The sequence below is a fragment of the Methyloceanibacter superfactus genome (genome assembly GCF_001723305.1).
In the GTDB taxonomy this organism is placed as follows: domain Bacteria; phylum Pseudomonadota; class Alphaproteobacteria; order Rhizobiales; family Methyloligellaceae; genus Methyloceanibacter; species Methyloceanibacter superfactus.
This window is the reverse complement of sequence record NZ_LPWF01000025.1, coordinates 185,300-206,663: the sequence shown is the minus strand read 5'-3', so window position 1 is coordinate 206,663 and position 21,364 is coordinate 185,300. Positions and strand designations below refer to the sequence as shown.

Annotated in this window: 15 protein-coding genes and 2 pseudogenes; 7 read left to right on the top strand and 10 right to left on the bottom strand. The window is 67.0% G+C overall.

Going from position 1 to position 21,364, the window contains the following annotated elements; genetic code table 11:
• From AUC69_RS08880 to AUC69_RS08850, 6 genes and pseudogenes are all read right to left on the bottom strand, one after another.
• Positions 1-3,869: AsmA family protein (locus AUC69_RS08880; RefSeq protein WP_141700700.1), on the bottom strand; the 3,869-nt coding region annotated here is incomplete at its 3' end.
• A gap of 91 nt (positions 3,870-3,960) precedes the next feature.
• Positions 3,961-5,298: pseudogene (locus tag AUC69_RS16250) on the bottom strand (FAD-binding oxidoreductase); the annotation flags it as partial.
• Between the two features lie 135 nt (positions 5,299-5,433).
• Positions 5,434-6,087 carry a PAQR family membrane homeostasis protein TrhA gene (gene trhA / locus AUC69_RS08865; protein WP_069441830.1) on the bottom strand — a complete coding sequence of 218 codons (654 nt, stop codon included), beginning with the start codon at positions 6,085-6,087 and terminating at the stop codon, positions 5,434-5,436.
• 176 nt (positions 6,088-6,263) lie between these two features.
• Positions 6,264-6,650 carry a hypothetical protein gene (locus tag AUC69_RS08860; RefSeq protein ID WP_069441829.1) on the bottom strand — a complete coding sequence of 129 codons (387 nt, stop codon included), beginning with the start codon at positions 6,648-6,650 and terminating at the stop codon, positions 6,264-6,266.
• 83 nt (positions 6,651-6,733) lie between these two features.
• Positions 6,734-6,967, bottom strand: coding sequence for a hypothetical protein (locus AUC69_RS08855; RefSeq protein WP_141700699.1), 234 nt, complete (start codon positions 6,965-6,967; stop codon positions 6,734-6,736).
• 548 nt (positions 6,968-7,515) lie between these two features.
• Positions 7,516-8,136 carry a DUF4760 domain-containing protein gene (locus tag AUC69_RS08850; protein ID WP_069441827.1) on the bottom strand — a complete coding sequence of 207 codons (621 nt, stop codon included), beginning with the start codon at positions 8,134-8,136 and terminating at the stop codon, positions 7,516-7,518.
• A 92-nt stretch (positions 8,137-8,228) separates the two neighbouring features.
• On the opposite strand from AUC69_RS08850, the pseudogene AUC69_RS08845 reads away from it, so the two are divergent.
• The 7 genes and pseudogenes from AUC69_RS08845 to AUC69_RS08815 all read left to right on the top strand — a co-directional run bounded on the left by AUC69_RS08845 (position 8,229) and on the right by AUC69_RS08815 (position 15,177).
• Positions 8,229-10,584, top strand: a pseudogene (locus AUC69_RS08845) (ATP-dependent helicase).
• Between the two features lie 14 nt (positions 10,585-10,598).
• A complete protein-coding gene (locus tag AUC69_RS08840; protein ID WP_069441826.1) occupies positions 10,599-11,126 on the top strand; it encodes a gamma-glutamylcyclotransferase in 528 nt (175 codons plus the stop codon).
• Between the two features lie 93 nt (positions 11,127-11,219).
• Entirely contained in the window at positions 11,220-11,501 is a 282-nt protein-coding gene (locus AUC69_RS08835) for a hypothetical protein (RefSeq protein ID WP_141700697.1), read from the top strand.
• A gap of 137 nt (positions 11,502-11,638) precedes the next feature.
• A complete protein-coding gene (locus AUC69_RS08830; protein WP_069441824.1) occupies positions 11,639-12,061 on the top strand; it encodes a hypothetical protein in 423 nt (140 codons plus the stop codon).
• Between the two features lie 71 nt (positions 12,062-12,132).
• A complete protein-coding gene (locus AUC69_RS08825) occupies positions 12,133-13,044 on the top strand; it encodes a 50S ribosomal protein L11 methyltransferase (RefSeq protein WP_069441823.1) in 912 nt (303 codons plus the stop codon).
• Positions 13,045-13,077: 33 nt separating this feature from the next.
• Positions 13,078-14,898, top strand: a complete 1,821-nt coding sequence (locus tag AUC69_RS08820; protein ID WP_069441822.1) for an aminopeptidase P family protein — start codon at positions 13,078-13,080, stop codon at positions 14,896-14,898.
• Positions 14,899-14,928: 30 nt separating this feature from the next.
• Complete coding sequence (locus tag AUC69_RS08815; RefSeq protein WP_069441821.1) at positions 14,929-15,177, top strand: SemiSWEET transporter; 249 nt, start codon at positions 14,929-14,931, stop codon at positions 15,175-15,177.
• Between the two features lie 3 nt (positions 15,178-15,180).
• Here the strand turns inward: AUC69_RS08815 and ligA are convergent, their stop codons facing one another.
• The 4 genes from ligA to lpxC all read right to left on the bottom strand — a co-directional run bounded on the left by ligA (position 15,181) and on the right by lpxC (position 21,083).
• Positions 15,181-17,358, bottom strand: coding sequence for an NAD-dependent DNA ligase LigA (gene ligA / locus AUC69_RS08810; protein WP_244500175.1), 2,178 nt, complete (start codon positions 17,356-17,358; stop codon positions 15,181-15,183).
• Between the two features lie 12 nt (positions 17,359-17,370).
• A complete protein-coding gene (gene recN, locus AUC69_RS08805; RefSeq protein WP_069441820.1) occupies positions 17,371-19,050 on the bottom strand; it encodes a DNA repair protein RecN in 1,680 nt (559 codons plus the stop codon).
• A gap of 10 nt (positions 19,051-19,060) precedes the next feature.
• Positions 19,061-19,918, bottom strand: coding sequence for an outer membrane protein assembly factor BamD (locus AUC69_RS08800; RefSeq protein WP_069441819.1), 858 nt, complete (start codon positions 19,916-19,918; stop codon positions 19,061-19,063).
• Positions 19,919-20,132: 214 nt separating this feature from the next.
• Positions 20,133-21,083 carry a UDP-3-O-acyl-N-acetylglucosamine deacetylase gene (lpxC, locus tag AUC69_RS08795; protein ID WP_069441818.1) on the bottom strand — a complete coding sequence of 317 codons (951 nt, stop codon included), beginning with the start codon at positions 21,081-21,083 and terminating at the stop codon, positions 20,133-20,135.
• Positions 21,084-21,364 lie beyond the last annotated feature (281 nt).

Genomic DNA, 21,364 nt, shown 5'->3' with positions numbered 1-21,364 from the left:
TCGGCTGCAGCTTTGGCTTCAGCGGCAGCCTTGGCTTCAGCGGCAGCCTTGGCTTCAGCGGCAGCCTTGGCTTCGGCGGCGGCCTTGGCTTCAGCGGCGGCTCTCGCGTCAGCCGCTGCCTGGGCCGCGGCTTTCGCTTCCGCTTGGGCAGCCTGTTCGGCGGCCGCCTCTTGCGCGGCGCGCTCGGCGGCGGCCTCGGCGGCCTCCTTCGCCTCGCGCGCCGCCGCTTCCTGGGCCGCGCTGCGGCCGGACACGTCGAGGGTCTCGAGCCGCTCGACGTCCTCCTGCATGCGCTTGATGGTCAGATAACTCTCGATCGCGGCGGTATCGATGGAGGGCGCGATGTCGCGCGCGGTATCGAGCGGCCCGGCGAACAGCACGGTCACCGGCGGCACGCCCTCACTGTTCTTGCCGGTGAGAGCCATGCGCCACTCGCTGTCGAGGCGGAGGCTGGCAAGCTCCACATAGCCGTTGATCTCGGTGTCGGCGCCGGTGGTGGCCAGCGTCGCCGGGGCGAGCCGCAAGGTGCCGTTCTTGACCTCGAAGGGAATGCGCACCGGCGCATAATCGTAGATGCCCTTGGTGAGCGTCCGGCGCACGGTCTGCGTGTCCGCCGCGATCTCCTCCTTGGTGGCCTTGATGTTGCTCTTGGCCTTGGCGGCGACCCGGCGCAGCGGCCCCGGGTTCAGCGCGAGCAGCGTGCCGGCGCCGAGCGTCAGCGTTCCCTTGCCGCCCAAGCCGGCAACGATGCCGGGCGGGCTCAAACCCTCCCCTTCGACGGCGAAGCTCATGTCGAACGGGCCGGTGGCGAGACGCGCGCCGGCCACGCTTTGCGACAGGGCCGCCAACTGGCCGCCGGTGAGCTCGGCTTGCGCCGTCACCGCCGCCCCGCCGCCGCGCGGCGACAGGACGCCCGACGCGGCCAGCGCGCCGCCGAACAGGCCGCCTTCGAGATCGGTGACGGTGAGGCCGTCGCGGTCGACCCGCGCCTTCAGGGTCGCGTTCGCCACCTCGAACGGCGCCCCGAGCACAAGCGTCTCGGCGGTGAGCGCGATGTCGCCTTCGGTGTCGTCGAGGACCTCGAGGGCGAAGCCGCGCGCGGGCCAGACCTCGGCGGCGTTGGCGCCGACCGTGCCCAGCATCTCCTCGGTCGAGGCCGTGCGCTCCCAGGCCACCAGCACGCCGAGCATCGCCGGCAAGGACGCCCGGTCGGCATTGGCCGTGATGTCGAAGCGGGTCTTGCCGTCGCCGCGTTCGAAATGGGCGCGGCCGTCGACGGCATTGCCGGCAATCTCCGACTTGACCGCATCGAGATCGATGGTGCCGCCCTCCTTGACCACGTCGGCGCTGACCGTCAGCGGCACGCCTTGCGCGCTCGGCGGGGCGTCGAGACCGACAAACGGCAAGGCGAGGCTCGCATCCTGGGTGGCGAGGGCGGCATGGCCGGTCAGGGCGACGCCTTGGTCTTTCAGTGCGCCGTGGCCGTCGAAGGAAAGCTGGAGCGCCGCGGTCTCGAGCGCGGCGCGGCCGGTGAGCTTCACGTTCGGCACGCCGGCGATCTTGAGGGACAGCGTGCCGTCGGCGCCAGCGGCCTCGGCGATGCGGTCTTGCGGCAGATCGGGGAACAGCAGCACCAGCAGCGCCTGAGGCCGCTCGCCGGTGACGCTGCCGCCGATGTCGATCTCGCGTCGCCGAGCTTCGCCGGCTCGCCCTTGGCGCGGCCGACAAAGGCCATGTCGGAGCCGCCGACCTGGCCGCTCAATTCGAGCGAGATCTTGGTCTCCTCGCCGTCGCGGCCGGCCGCCAACGCGGCGCGGATGTCGAGCGGCGCGAGCGCCGAAAGCTGCTTCGATTTGCTCACGTCCTCGGGGAGGCCGAAGAGCTCGGTGAGAACGCGCAAGGCGTCGGTGGTCTGCGCCTGGAGGCTGAGGTCGACCCGGCCCGCAGGCGACGGCGGCGAGATCGGCGATGCGGCCCTTGCCGTTCAGCGCGATGGCGCCCGGCGCGGCAAAATCGAGCGCCTCGATGTCGAGGGTGCCGTCGACTAACGCGAGCTGCGCGTCGAGCTTGCCCGCGGGGATGTTCGGCAGCAGCAGTTCGCCGACCTTCAAGGTGGCGCGCACGTCGTCGTCGCGGAGCTGGGTCAGGAGGCTTTCGCCGCTCTCACCGCCCGGTTCGGCGCCGGTGCCGGTGTCAGTCGCGGTGCCGGTATCCTCGCCGAGCCAGGCGCGCCAGATCGGCCCGCCGCCCAGCATGTCGCGCAGGTCCAGGCGGTCGCTGTCGAGCGCCAGCTCGATCACGTTGCGGGTGCCGCCCTGGTATTGGAGGCGGCCACGAAACTTGGTGCCGCTCACCTCCCCTTGCGCGTCGGCCAAGGTCAACGCGCCGTCGCCGATGGTGGCGAAGGCCGACAGCGCATAGTCGCCGACGGAGGTTTGGCCGCTCATGACCCGGTCGCCCGCCCAGCGGGTCAGCGCGCGCAGGCTCTCGCCTTCGATCTCGATGGGACCGGCGAAGACGGGGCCCATGGCGCCTTGCCGCAGCCGGCCCGACACGTCGATGCGATTGTCGCCGGGCAGCACCGCCTTCAGCCGCTCGATGGTGACGCCGCCGTCGCGGGCGGTGAGCTCCACGTCGAGGCCGCCGACCACATCGCCGCCGAGACCCGCCTGCTCGATATCCATCACGAGCACGCCTTGGCCGAGCCCAGCGGCCTCGTCCAGCACCCAGTCGGCGAATTGATAGAGGACCGCGGCCGGGGCCGGCCTCTTGCCGTCGGTAGCCGTGCCGAACAGCGCGTCGAGATCGACGAAGCGCGCGTTGATCCGGCCGTCGGCCTTGAACCTCTCGCCGAACTCGAGCGCGAGACTGCCCTTCAAGATTTGCGGGCGGCCCTTGGCGTGCACGGTGAGCTCGAAGTCCGGCAGCTCGGCCCGGTCGGGCGCGGCCCGGAGCTTGCCCTTCAACTCGATGAAGGAGGCGCTGTCGATCGGACTTGCCGGCGCGCTGGGCGCGGCTTGCGCGTCGTCCATCGCGGGCGGTGCTTCTTCGACAGACGGCGGCGCCTCGGCACGCTCCTGCGCACCCTCTTTGGCCGCGGACGTCACGATCGCCGCCGGATTGGTCATGCGCATGACGATGGTGCCGTCGTAGTCGGGCCTGACGCCGAGCCCGGTCACGCCGCCGTCGAGCTGATAGACGGCCGCGCGGTCGGGATCGCGCAAGGCCGCCTTGAGGCGGAACTTGCCGGCCGCATCCATGGCGCCGGTGGAGAAGCGCAAGCTTTGGCGGCGCCCCTCGTAATCGTATTCAGTGGAGACCTTGTAGGGGCCCGACAAGGAGGCGGCGCTCGCCTCGCCGTCGATATTGGTGAAGGTGAATTTCGGGACGCCGTCCTTGACGATCTCGATGGTGCCGCCGCTGACGCGCACCGCGTCGAGCAGCACCTCCTTGGGCGCGAAGGGTACGGCGACGCCGGGCCGGCCCACGTCGCCCCAATTGCCCCTGCCGTCGGACTTGACCTCGAGGCGCAAGGTCGGCTCGACGATCGAGAGTTGGTGGGCCTCGACGGTGCCGGTGAACAGCGTGCTGATATTGAGCCGCGCTTGCAGCGACTTCACGGTGAGGAACGGCTCTTCCAGGCTGCCGTCCTCGTCCGCCACCACGACGTCGTCGAATTTCAGCTCCGGCGCCGGCAGGAGCCTGAGACGGACCTCGCCGTTCACCTTGACCGCGCGGCCGAGCAGCTTCGTGGCCTGCTGCTCGAAGGCCGGGCGATAGTCGTTCCAATCGATGAAGAGCGGCGCGGCGAACAGCGCACTCAGCACCAGAATGAACAACGCTGTGAGTGTCAGCAGTAGCGAGTTCACCGATGTCTCTGCCTAAGGCTCGGTTGCGGGCGCAGTATCCTGCGGCAAAGCGACAGGGATGCGAGCCAATCCCGGCGCCCGCGATGCTTCGTCATGGTAACGCAAAAATCTTGCCAGGATTGAGGATATTCAACGGATCGAGCGCCTTTTTTATGGCAATCATCACGTCGACGCCTAGTCCATGTTCCTCCGCCAAATAGCCGATTTTGCCCTGGCCGACGCCATGCTCCCCGGTGCAGGTGCCCTCCATTCGCAAGGCCCGCTCGACCAGACGGTCGAGGAACTCCTGGACCCGCTTGCGCTCCTCCATGTCGGCCGGATCGATCAGGGGCATGACATGGAAATTGCCGTCGCCCACATGGCCGACGATGGGCGCCAGCAGGCTTAAGCGCTCGATGTCCTGCTTGGTCTCGGCGACGCAGGCCGCGAGCGCGGAGATCGGCACGCAGACATCGGTGGCGATGAGGTCGGTGCCTGGCTTCAAGGCGCGTGCCGCCCAATAGGCGTCGTGACGGGCCTGCCAAAGCTTGGTGCGGTCTTCGGGCCTCGTCGCCCATTCCACCTGACCGCCCCCCTCCTCCGCGGAGATGGCCGCGAAAGTCTCCACCTGCTCGCGGGTGCCGGCCGCGCTGCCGTGGAACTCCAGGAACAATGTGGGCTGCTCGGGAAGCGCGAGGCGCGAATAGGCATTGCAGCCGCGGATTTGCACCTCGTCGGCGAGCTCGATGCGGGCGATGGGCAGCCCCAACTGCACGCCGCGATGGTGGCGTTGCAGGCGCCTTCGAGGGTGTCGAAGGCACAGCGCCCGACAGGATGGTCTCGGGGATGCCGTAGAGCTTCAAGGTGAGCTGGGTGATGATTCCGAGCGTGCCTTCGGAGCCGACCAAGAGCCGCGTGAGATCGTAGCCGGCGGCGGATTTGCGCCGCCTGCCCCCGGTGGTGACGATGCTGCCGTCGGCCAGCACCGCGGTGAGGCCGAGCACGAGAGTCGCGCATGGTGCCGTAGGCGTACCGCGTTGGTGCCCGACGCGCGCGTCGCCGCCATGCCGCCGAGGCTCGCATCGGCGCCGGGGTCCACGGGAAAGAACAAACCGGTGTCGCGCAAATAATCGTTGAGGGCTTTTCGGGTGACGCCTGGCTGCACGACGCAATCGAGATCGGCCTCGTGCACGGCGAGAACCCGGTTCATACGGGAGACGTCGAGCGACACGCCGCCGCGCGGCGCATTGAGATGACCTTCGAGCGAGGTGCCGGTGCCGAACGGGATCACCGGCACACGCGCCGCGGCGCAGAGCTTCACCGCCTCGGACACCTCTTCGGTGCTCTCGGCGAACAGCACGGCGTCGGGCGGCTCGGGCTTCAGCCAGGTCAGCGTGGCGGCGTGCTGCTCGCGCAACGCCTGGCCTTGCGAGAAACGCTCGCCGAAGCGGCGCGGTGAGCGCCGCGGAACAGCGCCGCCTTCCGTGCTACTTGTGCGCTCTCGTCGGCGCGCTCGTCGCCGTCTGCCGTCGCCATGGTCATGGCGTGCAGTCTATAGGCACTCGCTCTCGAAAATCAGAGGGTTTTAGACCCGCACCACGCCGATCACCGCCGCGTAGTGGCAGCTCGCCGCCGACAGCACGAAACCGTGCCAGATGGCGTTCTGATAGGGCAGACGATTCCACAGATGGAAGACGACGCCGACGGTGTAGAGCACGCCGCCGACCATCAGCAAGGTCAGCACGCTGCTGGACAGCGCGGTCTGCAGCGGCTCCCAGGCGGCGACCACGGCCCAGCCCTGGACCAGATAGAGCGCCGTGGACAGCCCGTCGAGGAAGCGCGGCGCGAACAGCTTGATGGCGATGCCGATGGCGGCCATGCCCCAGACCACCGCGAGCAGGCCGAGCCCCCAGGCATTGTCCATCTTGATCAGGACGAAGGGCGTGTAGGTGCCGGCGATCATCAGGAAGATCGCCGCGTGGTCGAGCCGGCGGAAGACCTCCTTGATCCCCGGGCGCACGACGAGGTGATAGCCGGCCGAGCAGGTGAAGGTCGCCACCAGCGCCAGACCGTAGATCACGAGCGCCAGCACCCAGAGCGGTGTCCCGCTGTGAAGGCCGATGACGAGCAGCGCGATCAGCGCCACGACGGAGGCGGCCACGCCTACGACGTGGATGGTGCCATCCACCACCCGCTCGCCCAAAGTGTATTGCGGAAACACGCGGCCTGCCGTTCTCATCCCAAGTTACGTCCAAAACTGAATCGGCCCGTCGCCGATCAGCTTATCAAGGGATGTGGCGGGTGTGAGGCGTCACCGCAAGCGCGTGGTCATGTCGCGGCGCGGCGCACCGCGCGGGTCCCTTGAAACTCGTCCCAAGGAACCCGCCAATGACGACGCAGATATGACGGTGGAAGCTAGTTGCCGCAGGCGACGGCGCCGGCGGTGCACACATACGGCACGACCACGCCTTCCCAGCACTGGGAATAGGTCTTGGCGGTGACGACGTCAGGCTTGAGCAGCATGTCGGGGGTGACGACCGGGCGCACGGCCTTCCAGAACGGGTCCGGCTGCACCTTGCGGGCGCGGAGCGTCACATATTTCCAGCCATATTGGCGCTTGAGGGCCATGGCGTTGTCGATGGCATTCTGATGCGCGGCTTTCGCCGCCAGAGCCTTGGACGCGGCGCTGTTGGTCGCCTTGATGAGCTGGCACTTGGCGGCCGCAGGCGCGACGCCGCCGGCGAGAAACAGGCGGCCGCCCCGAGCACTACGAAACCCGACTTCGAAAGGCGAAGCATGCATATCCTCCGTTTGGATGTGTGAACTGTCGCCCGCCCGGCCGGCGTGAGCCACGATGACCGGAGCACGAGCGCCAGACCTAGAGTCTAGTTGCCGCAGACCGCCGAGCCCGTGGTGCACACCACGGGAACCACCACGCCGGTGAAGCAGGTGGTGAAGAAGCGGCTGGTGACGATGTCCGGCTTCAGCAAGGCATCCGGCGGCGGATCGCCCGGACGGACGGCCTTCCAAAAGGGATCGCCCTTCACGCGCCGGGCGCTCATGCTCATGTGGCTCCAGCCGCGGGCGCGCTTCACCTCGTGGGCGCTCTGCACGGCCAATGCCTGCGAATCCTTCGCGCCTGCGCCTTGGAGGTCGAGCTCGCCGTCGCCTTGACCAACTGGCAGCTGGCCTCGGCCGGCTGGAGACCCATCATCATAATCCCGCGACGCCGAATACGGCGGCACCCATCTTCAACAGTCGAAGCATTTCCCATCTCCCAGGACGAATAGGCGTGGCGTCTTTTTGGCAGCGCAATGCAACCACCGCAACTGCCGTAGCAAGATGTCATGCGGTTTTTTGCCAATCACGACTTTTTCGCCACGCAAACCCGTGGTTTTCCGCGGCACTCAGTCCTCGACCCTGCACGGGGGCCTCTCCGGGCAGCGCCCGGGCGGTGGCGGGTGAATTGCTGCATCATGGCGTCATCGGCGCCGGTTTGATCTTCGGCCGGCGGGGCGCCCGGCTCATCCGAGCCGGGGTCCGCGGCGGCGGGCGCGGTGGCGGCGGGCGACTCCGGCGATGCCTCCGACAAAGGCGGATTGTCCATGGCCGGGGCGGGGAGCGCGCCGCGGCAATGAGCAGCGAGCATCAAGGCGGTGGCAAGGACCTACTCATGGGCGGGGCTTCCTTCTTGCTCTTTGGCGCACATGGTCTCGGCGAATTGCGCGAGACGGGCGAAGCGCGGGTCGCTTTCGACGACCTTAGCAACCTTCTCGAAGTCTTCGAAGGCCTCGGGCTGCTCGAAGTTCTTCCGGATGCGCGCGATATAGCTTTCGACCTCAGGATATTCATAGGCCTCGATGATAAACGCGCCAAAAAAATGGCCGACCAGTTCCTCGCTGAGGAGGCCGCGGTCCATGAACAGGCCGAGATCGGAGAAGAAACCGAGATATTCGTTGATCTCCAGATGGCTGAATTTGCCGCCGTCGCCCTTATATAACTTTTGGCAACCTTCGATGGCGTTGGCGACCTTCATGTAGTTTTTGTCCCGGTCGTAGAACTCCCGGTACAGATCGCGCGCCAGCTGCACCTCCGAGATGTCGGCCCACATCTTCGTGGTCTGCACATGCATCGCCACCACGAGAACCTGCGCAATGACAAAGCTGATGATGAGAAACGCCGCGCCGACCCACTGCTCGTTCAACACCGACCGGCTGAAGGCGGCGAGGCGGGCGAAGCTCGATCCGCGGTCGGGACCGCCAGTACTGCCGGGCGTGTTGGGCGTCATGCTCACAGCGACCCTCATTGCGAACGGCCGACGATCGGTGCGGCCAGAGGCCCCGGCCTACGCCGGCGTACGGGTGGCTATAGTTCTGCTTCATGGCCAAGATTCGCGCAACCGCAGCCGAGGCGCCCTACCCGGCGGATGAGCCGGACACCGGGCAGCCCGAAACGCTGCCCCTGTCCCAGCGCGCCATGCGCCGGCGCCCGGCGGAGTATCTCGACGCGCTGAACGCGGAGCAGCGGGACGCCGTGGAGAGCCTCGACGGGCCGTTGCTGGTGCTGGCCGGCGCGGGCACCGGCAAGACTCGCGTGCTCACCACCCGCATCGCTCACATCTTGAGCCTCGGTCACGCCTGGCCGTCGCAGATCCTCGCCGTCACCTTCACCAACAAGGCGGCGCGCGAAATGAAGCTGCGGGTCAGCGATCTGATCGGCGGCGCGGTGGAAGGCATGCCGTGGCTCGGTACGTTCCACGCCATCGGCGTCAAGATCCTGCGCCGCCACGCCGAGCTCGTGGACCTGAAGCCCTCCTTCACGGTGCTCGACACCGACGACCAGATCCGGCTCCTCAAGCAATTGCTGGCGGCGGAGAATATCGACGAGAAGCGCTGGCCGGCGCGAATGCTCGCCGCCATGATCGATGGCTGGAAGAACCGCGGGCTTACGCCGAAGCGGGTGCCCGACGGCGAGAGCTTCGCCTTCGCCAACGGCAAGGCACGCGATCTCTACGCACTCTACCAGCGCCGCCTGAAGGAGCTGAACGCCGCCGACTTCGGCGACCTGCTGTTGGAGAATTTGCGGCTGTTCCAGGAGCACCCGGACGTGCTCAAGCAATATCAAGAGCGCTTCCGCTACATGCTGGTGGACGAGTATCAGGACACCAACGTCGCCCAATATCTGTGGCTGCGCCTCTTGGCTCAAGGCAGCGACAATGTCTGCTGCGTCGGCGACGACGACCAGTCGATCTACGGCTGGCGCGGCGCGGAGGTGGACAACATCCTGCGCTTCGAGACGGACTTCCCCGGCGCCAAGATCATCCGGCTCGAACGCAACTACCGCTCCACCGGGCATATCCTGGGCGCCGCCTCAGGGCTGATCGCGCATAACCAGGGCCGGCTCGGCAAGACGCTGCACACCGACGACGACGACGGCGAGAAGGTCGTGGTGGAGGGCTGCTGGGACGACGAGGAAGAAGCCCGCGTCATCGGCGAGGACATCGAGCAGCTCCAGCGCCAGGGCCATACGCTGAACGAGATCGCCATCCTGGTGCGGGCGTCCTTCCAGATGCGCGCCTTCGAGGACCGCTTCATCACGCTCGGCCTCGACTATCGCGTGATCGGCGGCCCGCGCTTCTACGAGCGCCAGGAGATCCGCGACGCCACCGCCTATTTCGAGGTGACGCTGAACCCGGCCAACGATCTCAAATTCGAGCGCATCGTCAACGTGCCGCGCCGAGGCTTGGGCGAAGCCACGCTCAAGTCGCTGCATCAGCTGGCGCGCGCCCGCGGCGTGCCGCTGACGCAAGCCGCCCGCCTCATCGTCGAGACCGAGGAATTAAAGCCGAAACCGCGCAAAGCGCTCGCCGACCTCATCGCCGCCTTCGACCGCTGGCGCGCGCTGATCGACGGCATGAGCCATACGGAGCTCGCCGAGCTGATCCTGGACGAGTCCGGCTATACCGCCATGTGGCAGGCCGACCGGTCGCCGCAGGCGCAGTCGAAGCTGGAGAATCTGAAAGAGCTGATCCGCTTCATGGACGAGTTCGACACGCTGGCCGGCTTCATGGAGCACGTGTCGCTGGTGATGGACGCCGCCACCGAGGAAGGCACCGACCGCATCAACCTGATGACGCTGCATTCGGCCAAGGGCTCGAATTCGACAGCGTGTTCCTGCCCGGCTGGGACGAAGGGCTCCTGCCCCATCAGCGCAGCCTCGACGACTCAGGCCGTTCGGGCCTCGAGGAAGAGCGCCGGCTGGCGCATGTGGGGCTGACCCGCGCGCGCAAGCGGCGAAGATCACCTTCGCCCAGAACCGCCGCACCCACGGCATGTGGCAGACCGCGCTGCCCTCGCGCTTCGTCGACGAGCTGCCGCTCGATCATGTGGAGGTCGCCGAGGACAAGGGCACGCGCGGCTACGGGCCGAGCCGCTTCGACACGGCGGACAATCTGTTCGCCTCCGGCTTCTACGATACGCCGGGCTGGCAGCGGGCGCAGCGCAACCGGCCGCAAGGCGCCACTCCGTCCGCACCGCGCCGCGCGCCGCTGACCATCGAGGGGACGCTGGTCGCCGCCAGCACCGCGCCGGGCGCCGGGCTCGAGATCGGCGTGCGCATCTTCCACCAGAAATTCGGCTATGGCCGCGTGGCCCAGGTCGACGGCAACAAGCTCACCGTCGATTTCGAGAAGGCCGGACGCAAGAAGGTGGTCGACAGTTTCGTCGAGCGGGTGTGAGCCGCTGACCGCCGATGTGGCTCTTCGGATATGGCTCTCTGATGTGGGACGGCTGGGAGGACGCCTATGGCTGCCGCACCCGCACCCCCGCCGATCTCGACGGCCATGCCCGCGTCTTCAACAAGAAATCGCTGGAGCGCTGGGGCACCCATGACCGGCCCGGCCTCACCCTCAATCTCGTGCGGCACGGCACGCCGTCCGTAAGTTGCCGCGGCGTGGCGTTCGAATTCGACGACGCGGCGCGGACCGACATCGAAGCCTATCTCAGCCATCGGGAGACCTGCGCGGCGACGGAGGTGTCTTTGCGCCTGCCCGACACAACCGAAGTCTCAGCGCTCACCTACATCTATGACGGCCCAAGGCTGATCGAGGCGGGACTGCCTTTGGCGGAACGCGCCGCGATGATCCTGGCGGCGGCGGGCATTGCCGGCTCGAGCTACGACTACATCAAGGGGGTGCGGGCGCATCTCGCCGCGCTCGGCGTCACAGACCCCGAAGTCGACGAACTCTGGGCGGCGGTCGAGGCTCTCGCAGCGGTTTAAGCCGCACGAACCGCGACGACCCCCTTCCCAAGCCGGAACAAATAGTGTACATTGATCCTGGTTTGTTCTAGCGTCAATCGAGGGGGATTGGTCATGCGTGTCAGTTTCGTCAGTCTTTTCATGGTCTTCACTCTGTCTTTCGCCTTGCTGTCCATCGCCACGGCATACAGCCAGGACGGCTGCAGTTGTAAGGGCTGCGGCTGCAAAGGCGGCCCGGGCTGGCGCAGCCCCGAGGGGACGTGCGTCGCCGAGGCCAAGCTTGCGGCGATCTGCGGCGCGCCGGCCGGGGCTCCGTGCGTCCGAGAGGCCGTCACGCAAGTCTGCTTTGGCAAGCCGGCTGCGATCGGCGCTCAGGACGAAGCGACGCTGCAATAGACACGAACACGAGCGGAGCCGCGCCGCACGGTCTTAGCGCCGAAGAGTCGTGGCCCGCTTGCGTTGAATCAATGACGCCGCGCCGCCGCGTGCCCTCTACTCCGGTCAGGTGAAATTCCAAGGTGCAGGGGGCCCCGATGCCGCCTTTGAAAGCATTCGGACTTTTCGTGTCCGCGCTGGTCGCAGCGTCCCTCGCCTTGAGCGGCGCACGGGCCGGCGGATCGCTGACGCTCGCCGACATCATGCAAGAGTTCAGGGCCAATGGGACGTTCATCGCCGAGGTCAAGGCGGAGCTGAAGTCAAAGACCCTGAAAGCCGACAAGGTGTCGTGCTTCGGCTCGCGCTTCGGCAATCACTTCGTCCATCTCGTCGGCGCGCGCTCGGTACCCTACGAATGCCAGGTCGGCAAACGGACGCTCTCGATCGACGGCGAGGTGGTCTTCTACGACAAAAAGGGGCGCGCGCTCGATTTCTTCGGCGAAGGCACGCCGGAGAACGCCGTGCGCTTCGAGACCAAGGACCTCAACTGGACGTGGGACAAGCCGGACGACATTCCGTAACGGCCTTGAGAGCGGTTCCTTCTCCACGTTTCCTTGGCGGAGCAAGTCGCCTCCCCTAAGCTCCCGGCGCCATGGAGACCGATTCCCAAACAGGATCCACCTTTCGGGCGACCGTCGAGGCGGCGCCCGACACGGCCGGCCGCATCGCCCGCGCGCTGGACGAGGCGGAGGAGATGCCCGCGCTCTCCGTCAGCTATTTCGATCTCGGCAACGGGCAGTATGAGGTGTCCGCGCTCTACGGGGAGATGCCGGCGGAAGGCACACTCGCCGCGCTGATCGGCAAAGCGGCCGACGGCGATGCCGTGACGCCGCTCACCATCGAGGAGATGGCCAACCAAGATTGGGTGACCCTGTCGCAAGGTCAGCGCGGGCCGGTGCGCGCGGGACGCTTCGTCATCCATGGCAGCCACGACCGCGACACTATTCCGCCAAGCCGCTTCACCATCGAGATCGACGCCTCCAACGCTTTCGGCACCGCCCATCATGCGAGCACGCGCGGCTGTCTGCTGGCGCTCGACGAATTGGCCAAGCGCGGCCGCCCCGATCTGGTGCTCGATCTCGGCACGGGGAGCGGCGTGCTCGCCATCGCCGCGGCGCGCGCCTTCGACCGGCCCGTGGTGGCGACCGACAACGATCCGGTGGCCGTGGCCATCGCCGCCGACAATGCCCGCAAAGCGGGCGTGGCGCAGCAGGTGCACGCGGTCGTGGCCGAAGGCTTCGCGCACCCGGCGCTACGCCGGATCAGGCCCGACCTGATCCTCGCCAATATCCTGGCGCGGCCCCTCTCCGGCCTGGCGCCGGCCATGGCCAAGAGCCTCCTGCCCGGCGGACTCGCCATCCTGTCAGGACTGACCGCGGCGCAAGGCCGGGCCATCGAGGCGCGTTATTGCGGCCTTGGCTTCACCCTGGAAAAGCGAATCATTCTCGATGGATGGGCGACGCTGGTGCTAGGTCGTCGCAGCGCAAGCATTTTGCGCGATTGATCGGGGCCAACGCTTCGGCATACAACAGCCGGCATGTATCAGAGTTTCGAAGAGGCCAGCGCCCCGGCGGCCAGCGGCGACCGGGTCAAGGCAGTGTTGCGGGAACTGAAGACGCGGCGGCTCAAAGGCTTCCTCGTTCCCCATAGCGATCAGCACCAGAACGAGTTCCTGCCCCCGTGCGAGGAGCGGCTTGCTTGGCTCACCGGCTTCACCGGCTCGGCCGGCGTCGCCATCGTCACCGACAAGGGCTCGGCCCTGTTCGTCGACGGCCGCTACACGCTGCAAGCCAAGAAGCAGGTCGACAGCCATGTCTTCGAGGTGCTGCAGGTGCCCGAAGCCAAGCCGTCGACCTGGCTGCGCGAGACGCTGGTCCGCGGCAACACGGTGGGCTACGACCCGGCGCTGCACACGATCAAGGAGATCGAGCGCCTTACCAAGACGCTCGCCGCCGCCGGCATCAAGCTCGCGCCGGTGCCGGACAATCCCATCGACGGGCTTTGGGGCTCGGAGCGGCCGAAGCCGTCCGCCGCGCCGGTCTATCCGCACCCGGCCGAGTTCGCCGGCAAGAGCGTGGCCGAGAAGATCGCCGACGTGCAGGCCACGCTGGCGAAGGACAAGCAGGACGCCGTGCTGCTCACCGCGCCGGATTCCATCTGCTGGCTGTTCAATATTCGCGGCGGCGACATCAAGCACACGCCGGTGGCGCTGGCCTTCGCCGTCGTGCCCGCGACCGGCCGCCCGACGCTCTTCGTGGATCAAGCCAAGACTGGCGATACGATCCGCAATGCGCTGAAACCTTTCGCCGATATCGCCAAGCCGGACGAGCTCGACGCGGCGTTGAAAGCGCTTGCCGCCGAGAAGGCGAAGGTGCGGCTCGACCCCGAATCGGCGGCGATGCGCTTCGCCCGCGTGCTCGAGGCCGAGGGCGCCAAGTTCGTCGCCGGCGACGATCCCTGCACTCTGCCCAAGGCCATCAAGAACCAGGCCGAGATCAAGGGCGCCGCGCCGCTCATATGCGCGGACGCCGTGGCCATGGCGCGCTTCCTCGCCTGGCTCGACGAGGTGGGCGAGTCCGGCAAGGTGGACGAAGTGTCGGCGGCGATGCGGCTCGAGGATTTCCGCCGCGAGACCGGCCAGCTCAAGGATATCAGCTTCGACACCATCTCGGCCTCGGGACCGCACGGGGCCGTGGTCCATTACCGGCCGACCAACGCGGCGAAGCGCGTCCTCGACAAGGGCTCGCTCTATCTCATCGATTCCGGTGGTCAGTATGCGGACGGCACCACCGACATCACCCGCACCCTTGCCATCGGCAAGCCGACGCCTGAGATGAAGCGTCATTATGGCATCGTGCTGAAGGCTCATATCGCCATTGCCTCGGCACGTTTTCCCAAGGGCACGCGCGGCCAGGATCTCGATCCTTACGCACGGCGCCCGCTGTGGGAGGCCGGCCTCGACTACGATCACGGCACCGGTCACGGCGTCGGCAGCTATCTGTCGGTGCATGAGGGCCCGCAGCGCCTGTCGCGGCTCGGCACCGTGGAGCTCAAGCCCGGCATGATCCTGTCCAACGAGCCCGGCTATTACCGCGAAGGCAAATATGGCATCCGGCTGGAGAATCTGATCCTGGTGACGCGGCCCGAGAACGTCGAAGGCGGCGACCGGGAGATGATGGGCTTCGAGACGCTGACGCTGGTGCCGTTCGACCGGCGGCTCATCGACCCGAAGCAGCTCGACCGGGCCGAACGCGCCTGGCTCAACGCCTATCATGCGCGGGTGCGCCGCGAGATCGAGCCACTGCTCGTCAGCGACGACCGGCCCTGGCTACGCCACGCCACCGCGCCGATTGGCTAGCGGCGCTGAAAGCCGCGAAAGGAGGCCGTCATGGAAGTCTTCGTGTCGGCCATCGCGGCGACGTTGACCACGGTGGCCTTCGTGCCCCAGGCGATCCACATCATCCGCTTCAAGGAGACGCGCGCCATCTCGCTCCAGATGTATGTGGCCTTCGCCACCGGCGTCGCCTTCTGGCTCTTGTTCGGCTTTATGATTTGGAACTGGCCGATGATCGTCGCCAACGCCATCACGCTGGCGCTGGCGCTGTCGATCATCACCATGAAGCTGCGCTACGGGTGAGGCTTACTCGATCAGCGCCAGCCATTCGTCCTCGGTGAGGACGTTCACCCCTAAGTCCTTGGCGTTTTTCAGCTTGGAGCCGGCGCCCGGTCCCGCCACCACATAGTCGGTGTTCTTGGACACGGAGCCCGCCACCTTGGCGCCGAGGCGCTCGGCGCGGGCCTTGGCCTCCGAGCGGGTCATGCGTTCGAGCGTGCCGGTGAACACCACCGTCTTGCCGGAAACCGGCGAGGCATGATCGACCGCCTCCAGCTCTTGGGGTTTCACCTTCTTCAGCAGCTCGTCAACCACGGTGACATTGTGCGGTTCGGCGAAGAAGTCGGCGATGGCCACGGCCACGGCCGGACCGATCCCCTCGATATTGTCGAGCTCGGCGAAGGCCTCGCCGGAGCGGTCGTCGGCGGCCGCGCGCATGGCCTTCACGAAAGTCTCCGCCGTGCCGTAGCGGCGGGCGAGGAGCCGCCCGGTGATCTCGCCCACATGGCGGATGCCGAGCGCATAGATGAAGCGGTCGAGCTTGACGGCGCGGCGCGCCTGGATGGCCGCGAACAGCTTCTGTGCCGAGAGCGCGCCCCAGCCTTCCCGCTTGGCCAACTGCTCGTCCGGGTCCTTCTCCTTGTCCTTCTCTTCCAGCGTGAAGATGTCCGGCGGCGATTTGATGATGTTGTCGTCATACAGCTCCTGGATGCGCTTCTCGCCGAGTCCCTCGATGTCGAAGGCGTTGCGCGAGACGAAATGCTTGAGCCGCTCAACCCGCTGCGCCGGACAGATGAGCCCGCCGGTGCAGCGGCACACCACGTCGCGCTTGCCCGTCTTCTCGTCCACCTCGCGCACCGCCAGGCTGCCGCAGGACGGGCAATGGGTCGGAAACTTGAATCGTTTCGACTCCTTAGGGCGCTTGTCTAAGACCCACGTCGAGCACTTGCGGGATGACGTCGCCGGCCCGCTGCACGATGACCGTGTCGCCGATGCGGATATCGCGGCCCTCGCGCAAGCTCTCGCCGTTGCGCCGATGCCGGCGATATAGTCCTCGTTATGCAGCGTGGCGTTCTGCACCACGACGCCGCCGACGGTGACCGGCTCGAGCTTGGCCACGGGCGTCAGCGCGCCGGTGCGGCCCACCTGGATCTCGATATCGTTGAGGACCGTGGTCGCCTGCTCGGCGGGGAACTTATGGGCGATGGCGAAGCGCGGCGAGCGCGAGACGAAACCGAGCCGCTCCTGGAGATCGAGGCGGTCGAGCTTGTAGACGATGCCGTCGATGTCGTAGTCGAGGCTGGCGCGATCGCTCTCGATGTCGCGATAGGTCTTGAGCATGTCCTCGACCGAGGTCGTGCGCTCGGCGAGCGGGTTCAGGGGGAAGCCCCATTTCTTCATGGCGCGGTAGGCGCCCCATTGGGTGTCGGCCGGCGGCGCGGGCGCCTCGCCCCAGCCATAGGCAAAGAAGGCCAAGGGCCGCGAGGCCGTGATGGTGGGATCGAGCTGACGGAGAGAGCCGGCGGCGGCGTTGCGCGGATTGGCGAACAGGCGGTCGCCGCGCGCGGCTTGCGCGTCGTTGAGCTTCTGGAAGGCGCTGCGGCTCATATAGATCTCGCCGCGCACCTCGAAGGGATCGGGGAAGTCTTTTGCCGCGATCTCGTGCGGGATGTCGGCGATGGTGCGGACATTGGCGGTGACGTTCTCGCCCTCATAGCCGTCGCCCCGGGTCGCTGCTTGGACGAGCCGCCCGCCCTCATAGCGGAGCGTGATGGACAGGCCGTCGATCTTGGGCTCGGCGGTGAAGGCGAGCTCCGCGTCCTGATCGAGGCCCAAAAAGCGGCGGATGCGGTCGAGGAAGTCGCGCACCCCCTCCTCGTCGAACACATTGCCGAGTGACAGCATGGGCACGCGGTGGACGACCTTGCCGAAGGCCTCGACGGGGGCGGCACCCACCTTCAACGACGGGCTGTCGGCGCGCACGAGATCGGGAAAGCGCGCCTCGATCGCCTCGTTGCGCTTGCGCAGCGCGTCGTAGGCGGCGTCGGAGACCTCGGGGGCGTCCTTCTGGTAGTAGAGCGAATCGTGATGGGCGATCTCGGCAGCGAGGCGCGCGAGCTCGGCCGCGGCTTCCGTGGCGTCGAGACCGGCAACCGGTTTCCCCGCGAGCGGCGCCTCTTCCTTCTTGCTCTTTATCTTGCTCATGATTTCAGAATCTTACGCGGACCGGCTCATCAGCTTGTCGGCCGCGGCGCGGGCCTCGTCGGTAATGGTCTGGCCCGCCAGCATGCGGGCGATCTCCTCGCGGCGGTGCGGGCCCTCGAGCACCACGACGCGGGTCGCCATGGTCTCGCCCGCGGGGCCGTGCATCGCCTCCTTGGCGATCATCAGATGGCCGTCGGCGAGGGCCGCCACTTGCGGCGCGTGGGTCACCGCCAGCACCTGAACCTTCGAGGCGAGCCCCGCCAGGCGCTCGCCGATGGCCGAGGCCGTGGCGCCGCCGACGCCGGAATCCGCCTCGTCGAAAATCAGGGTCGGCGCCGAGCCGCGCGCGGCAAGCACGACTTTCAACGCCAGGATGAAGCGCGCCAGCTCGCCGCCGGAAGCGACCTTCATCATCGGGCCCGGGCTCGGTGCGGGATTGGTGGCGACCCAGAAGGCGACGCGGTCGATGCCGCTCGGGCCGCCCTCGGCCAAGTCCACGGTCTCGATATGGGTGACGAAGCGCGCCTTTTCGAGCTTCAGCGGCGCAAGTTCCGCCGCCACCTCGGTGTCGAGGCGCTTGGCGGCTTTTGCCCTAGCCTTACTCAAAGCGCTTGCGGCGGTCTCATAGGCCGCGCGCGCCGCCTGCGCCGCCTTGGCGAGCTCGCCCGACCGGCTTTCGCTCTTGTCCAGCGCCGCAAGCTCCCGCTCCAGCCGCTCGGTCAGCGCCGCCAGATCGTCCACCTGCACCCGGTGGCTGCGGGCGAGCGCGCGGAGCGCAAACAGCCGCTCCTCGGCTCGCTCGAGATCGCCCGGCTCGAATTCCGTCTGGGCCAGCGCCTCCTCCAGCCGGTCGCGGGCCGGCGTGGTCTCGCTCAGGACGCGCTCCAGGGCCTCGGCGGCGGCGGCGAGCGCAGGCCCGCCCGTGGCCGCCTGGCGCTCGATCCGGCGCAAGGCGGACGCCAGGCGCGCGCCGGCGGTCCCCTCCCCGGTGAGCGCGTCGAGGGCCTCGTTCAGCTCGCCGGCGATCTTCTCGGCATTCATCATCATCTGGCGGCGGGAGGCCAAAGACTCCTCCTCGCCGGGCTCCGGGTTGAGAGTCCGCAGCTCCTCCAGGGCATGGGCGACATAGTCGGCATTGGCGCGGGTGGCGGCGATCTCGCCCTCGTGACGGGCCAGCTCGCCTTCCGCTTCCTGCCAGGCCTCATAGAGACCTGCGAGCCGGGCGGCATCGCCGCTCAGGCCGCCGAAGGCGTCCACCAGGTCGCGGTGACCGCTCGGGTCAATAAGCGCGCGCTCGTCATGCTGGCCGTGGATCTCGACCAGTGCGTGGCCCACCTGCCGCAAGAGCTGCACGCTGACGCTCATGTCGTTGATTGAGGCGCGGCTCCGTCCGTCCATTCCCTGTACCCGCCGCAAGATCAGCCCCTCGTCGGTGGGGATGGCGTTCTCGGCGAGCAGCGCCAGCACCGGGTGGTCGGGGCTGAGCTCGAAGGTGGCGCTGACCTGGCCCTGCTCGGCGCCGCGGCGCACGAGCGAGGCGTCGCCGCGCGCGCCGATGGCCAGCGAGAAGGCATCGAGGAGGATGGATTTGCCGGCGCCGGTCTCGCCGGTGAGCGCGGACAGGCCTTGGCCGAATTCCAGATCGAGCTTGTCGATCAGAACGATATCGCGGATCGACAGAGCGGCTAGCATGGCGTGCGCGTCAGGTTTGGCCGCCGTCGCCCTTCCAGGTCTGGGTGATCCACGAGCCTTCGTGCTGCTGGGGCTCCAGGCCACGCTTCCCTAGGAGACTGTAGGCGTGCTTGTACCACTTACTGTCCGGAAAGTTGTGGCCGAGCACGGCAGCCGCCGTCTGGGCCTCATTGACGATACCTAACGCCATATAAGCCTCGGTGAGGCGCATCAAGGCTTCTTCGATTTGCTCGGTGGTCTGATATTCGGTGACCACGGTGCGGAAGCGGTTGATGGCCGCGAGGTAGTTGTTGTGGCGCAGATAATAGCGCCCAATCGTCATCTCGTTCGCCGCCAGGAGATCGCGCAAGATTCGCACGCGGTTGCTCGCTTCCGCCGCATAGCGCGAATTGGGATAGCGCTGCAGTAGCGTGTCGTAGGCCGCCAGCGACCGGCGGGCATATGTCTGGTCGCGCTTCGGATCGAGCACCTGGTCGTAATAGGACATGCCGATGATGTTCTGGGCGAGATCCGATTCCTGGGTGCCCGGATGCAGCGTCAAATAACGGTCGGCGGCGGAAACGGCGTCGTCATACTGGCCGGCCTTGTAATAGGCGTAGGAGGCCATGACGATCGACCGCCGCGCCTCCTGGGAATAGGGATGGTTGATGTCGACTTGCTCGTATTGGCGCGCGGCCTCGCCGTAGTCGCCCTTGTTGATCATGGCCTCGGCCTGGCCGTAGATCACGTTCGGCGGGTCGTTGTTGACCAACTCCGCCTTGTCGCTGCCGAAGATGGACCCGCAGCCGGCGAGCATGGCGGCTGCCAGCACCATGCCGAGCACGGCGCATAGGCGCGGCGCGATACGCGGCTCTCCCGGTCCCGACATGCTTCCCCTCAAAACTGCCCCTGGCGCGAGACATCGCGCCCTTCCGGCGACGCTAGCGCCGAGTGCTAGCACCCAACTAGCGGATTATGGTGTTTTTTTGCTCAGAGCGGCCCACACGCGGGCTCCAGTCCGTAATCCTACGCATAACTGAAAGGGCCGGACGCATTTCCGCGTCCGGCACCGTCAGACCCCACAGGGTAGAAATCGAAAGGCTCTAGCTGCGGTCGGCGGCGAAATTGGCCGCGGCCAGGCGATGGCTAAGCTCGGCATGGCGAACTTCGCGGTAGCGCGGGGCCTCGACCATGGTCCAAGCGTCCGGATCGGCGAACAGGGCCTTGAGCACCAGCGCATTCAGCCGATGACCGCCCCGGCGTGACCGGTAGGCGCCGAGAATGGGCGCGCCCGCCAGCGCCAGGTCGCCAACCGCGTCCAGCGCCTTGTGGCGCACGAACTCGTCGGCGAAGCGAAGGCCTTCGCGGTTGATGATGCGGTCGTCGCCGATGGCAACCGTGTTCTCGAGAGATGCGCCAAGAGCAAGACCAGCCGCCCACAGGCGCTCGACGTCCTTCATGAAGCCGAAGGTGCGGGCCCGGGCCAGCTCCCGGCGGAACGAGCCGGGATTCACGTCGATTTCGATCTTCTGGGTGCCGATCAACTGCGTCTCGAAGCCGATCTCGACATCCAGACGGAAGCCGTTATGCGGGGTCAGCTCGCCGACGGCGCCACCATCCTCGACACAAATCGGCTTCAAAACCTTCAGGAAGCGGCGCGGCGCGTCGAGCTCGGTCAGGCCGACCTCGTCAATCGCCTCGACGAAGGGCGCGGCACTGCCGTCCATGATCGGCACTTCCGGGCTGTCGATCTCGATCAGCGCATTGTCGACCCCAAGGCCGCGCAGAGCCGCGAGCAGATGCTCAACGGTCGCGACAGAGGCCCCGTTGCCGTCGCCGAGGACGGTGCACAGCGTGACGCCGGTGACCCACTGCTGATCCGCAGCGATCTCGATCCCGTCGGCTTCGCCGTTGGAAATGTGGAAACGTAGTCCGGTATCGCCATCAGCCGGACAAAGAGAGATGGAAACTGGTGCCCCGCCGTGGACCCCGGTGCCCGTCAGCGATATCTCGCTGGCAAGCGTAGTTTGGCGTGCCCCGATAAAACCCTTCATGGCCCCCGTTGGCCCCCGCGCCGTCGTCTGGTTCCCTACTCAGCCCGGAGAGAACCCCGAGCCCCCCATCGATCAGCGTCCCTGGCACTTAACTAGACCGTATAAGCTGGCCCCGATGTGCCTTTTTGGTCCTGCCGATCAATCTAATAGGAACCATAACCTTCGGGCTTAGGGGCTACAAATCACGGTTTCTTTCACTGTATTACGGGCCGAAATACCTCCTAATACATTGATTTTGCTTCCATTTTATCGACGGCAGAGGCATCGGCCAGGCGATTTGG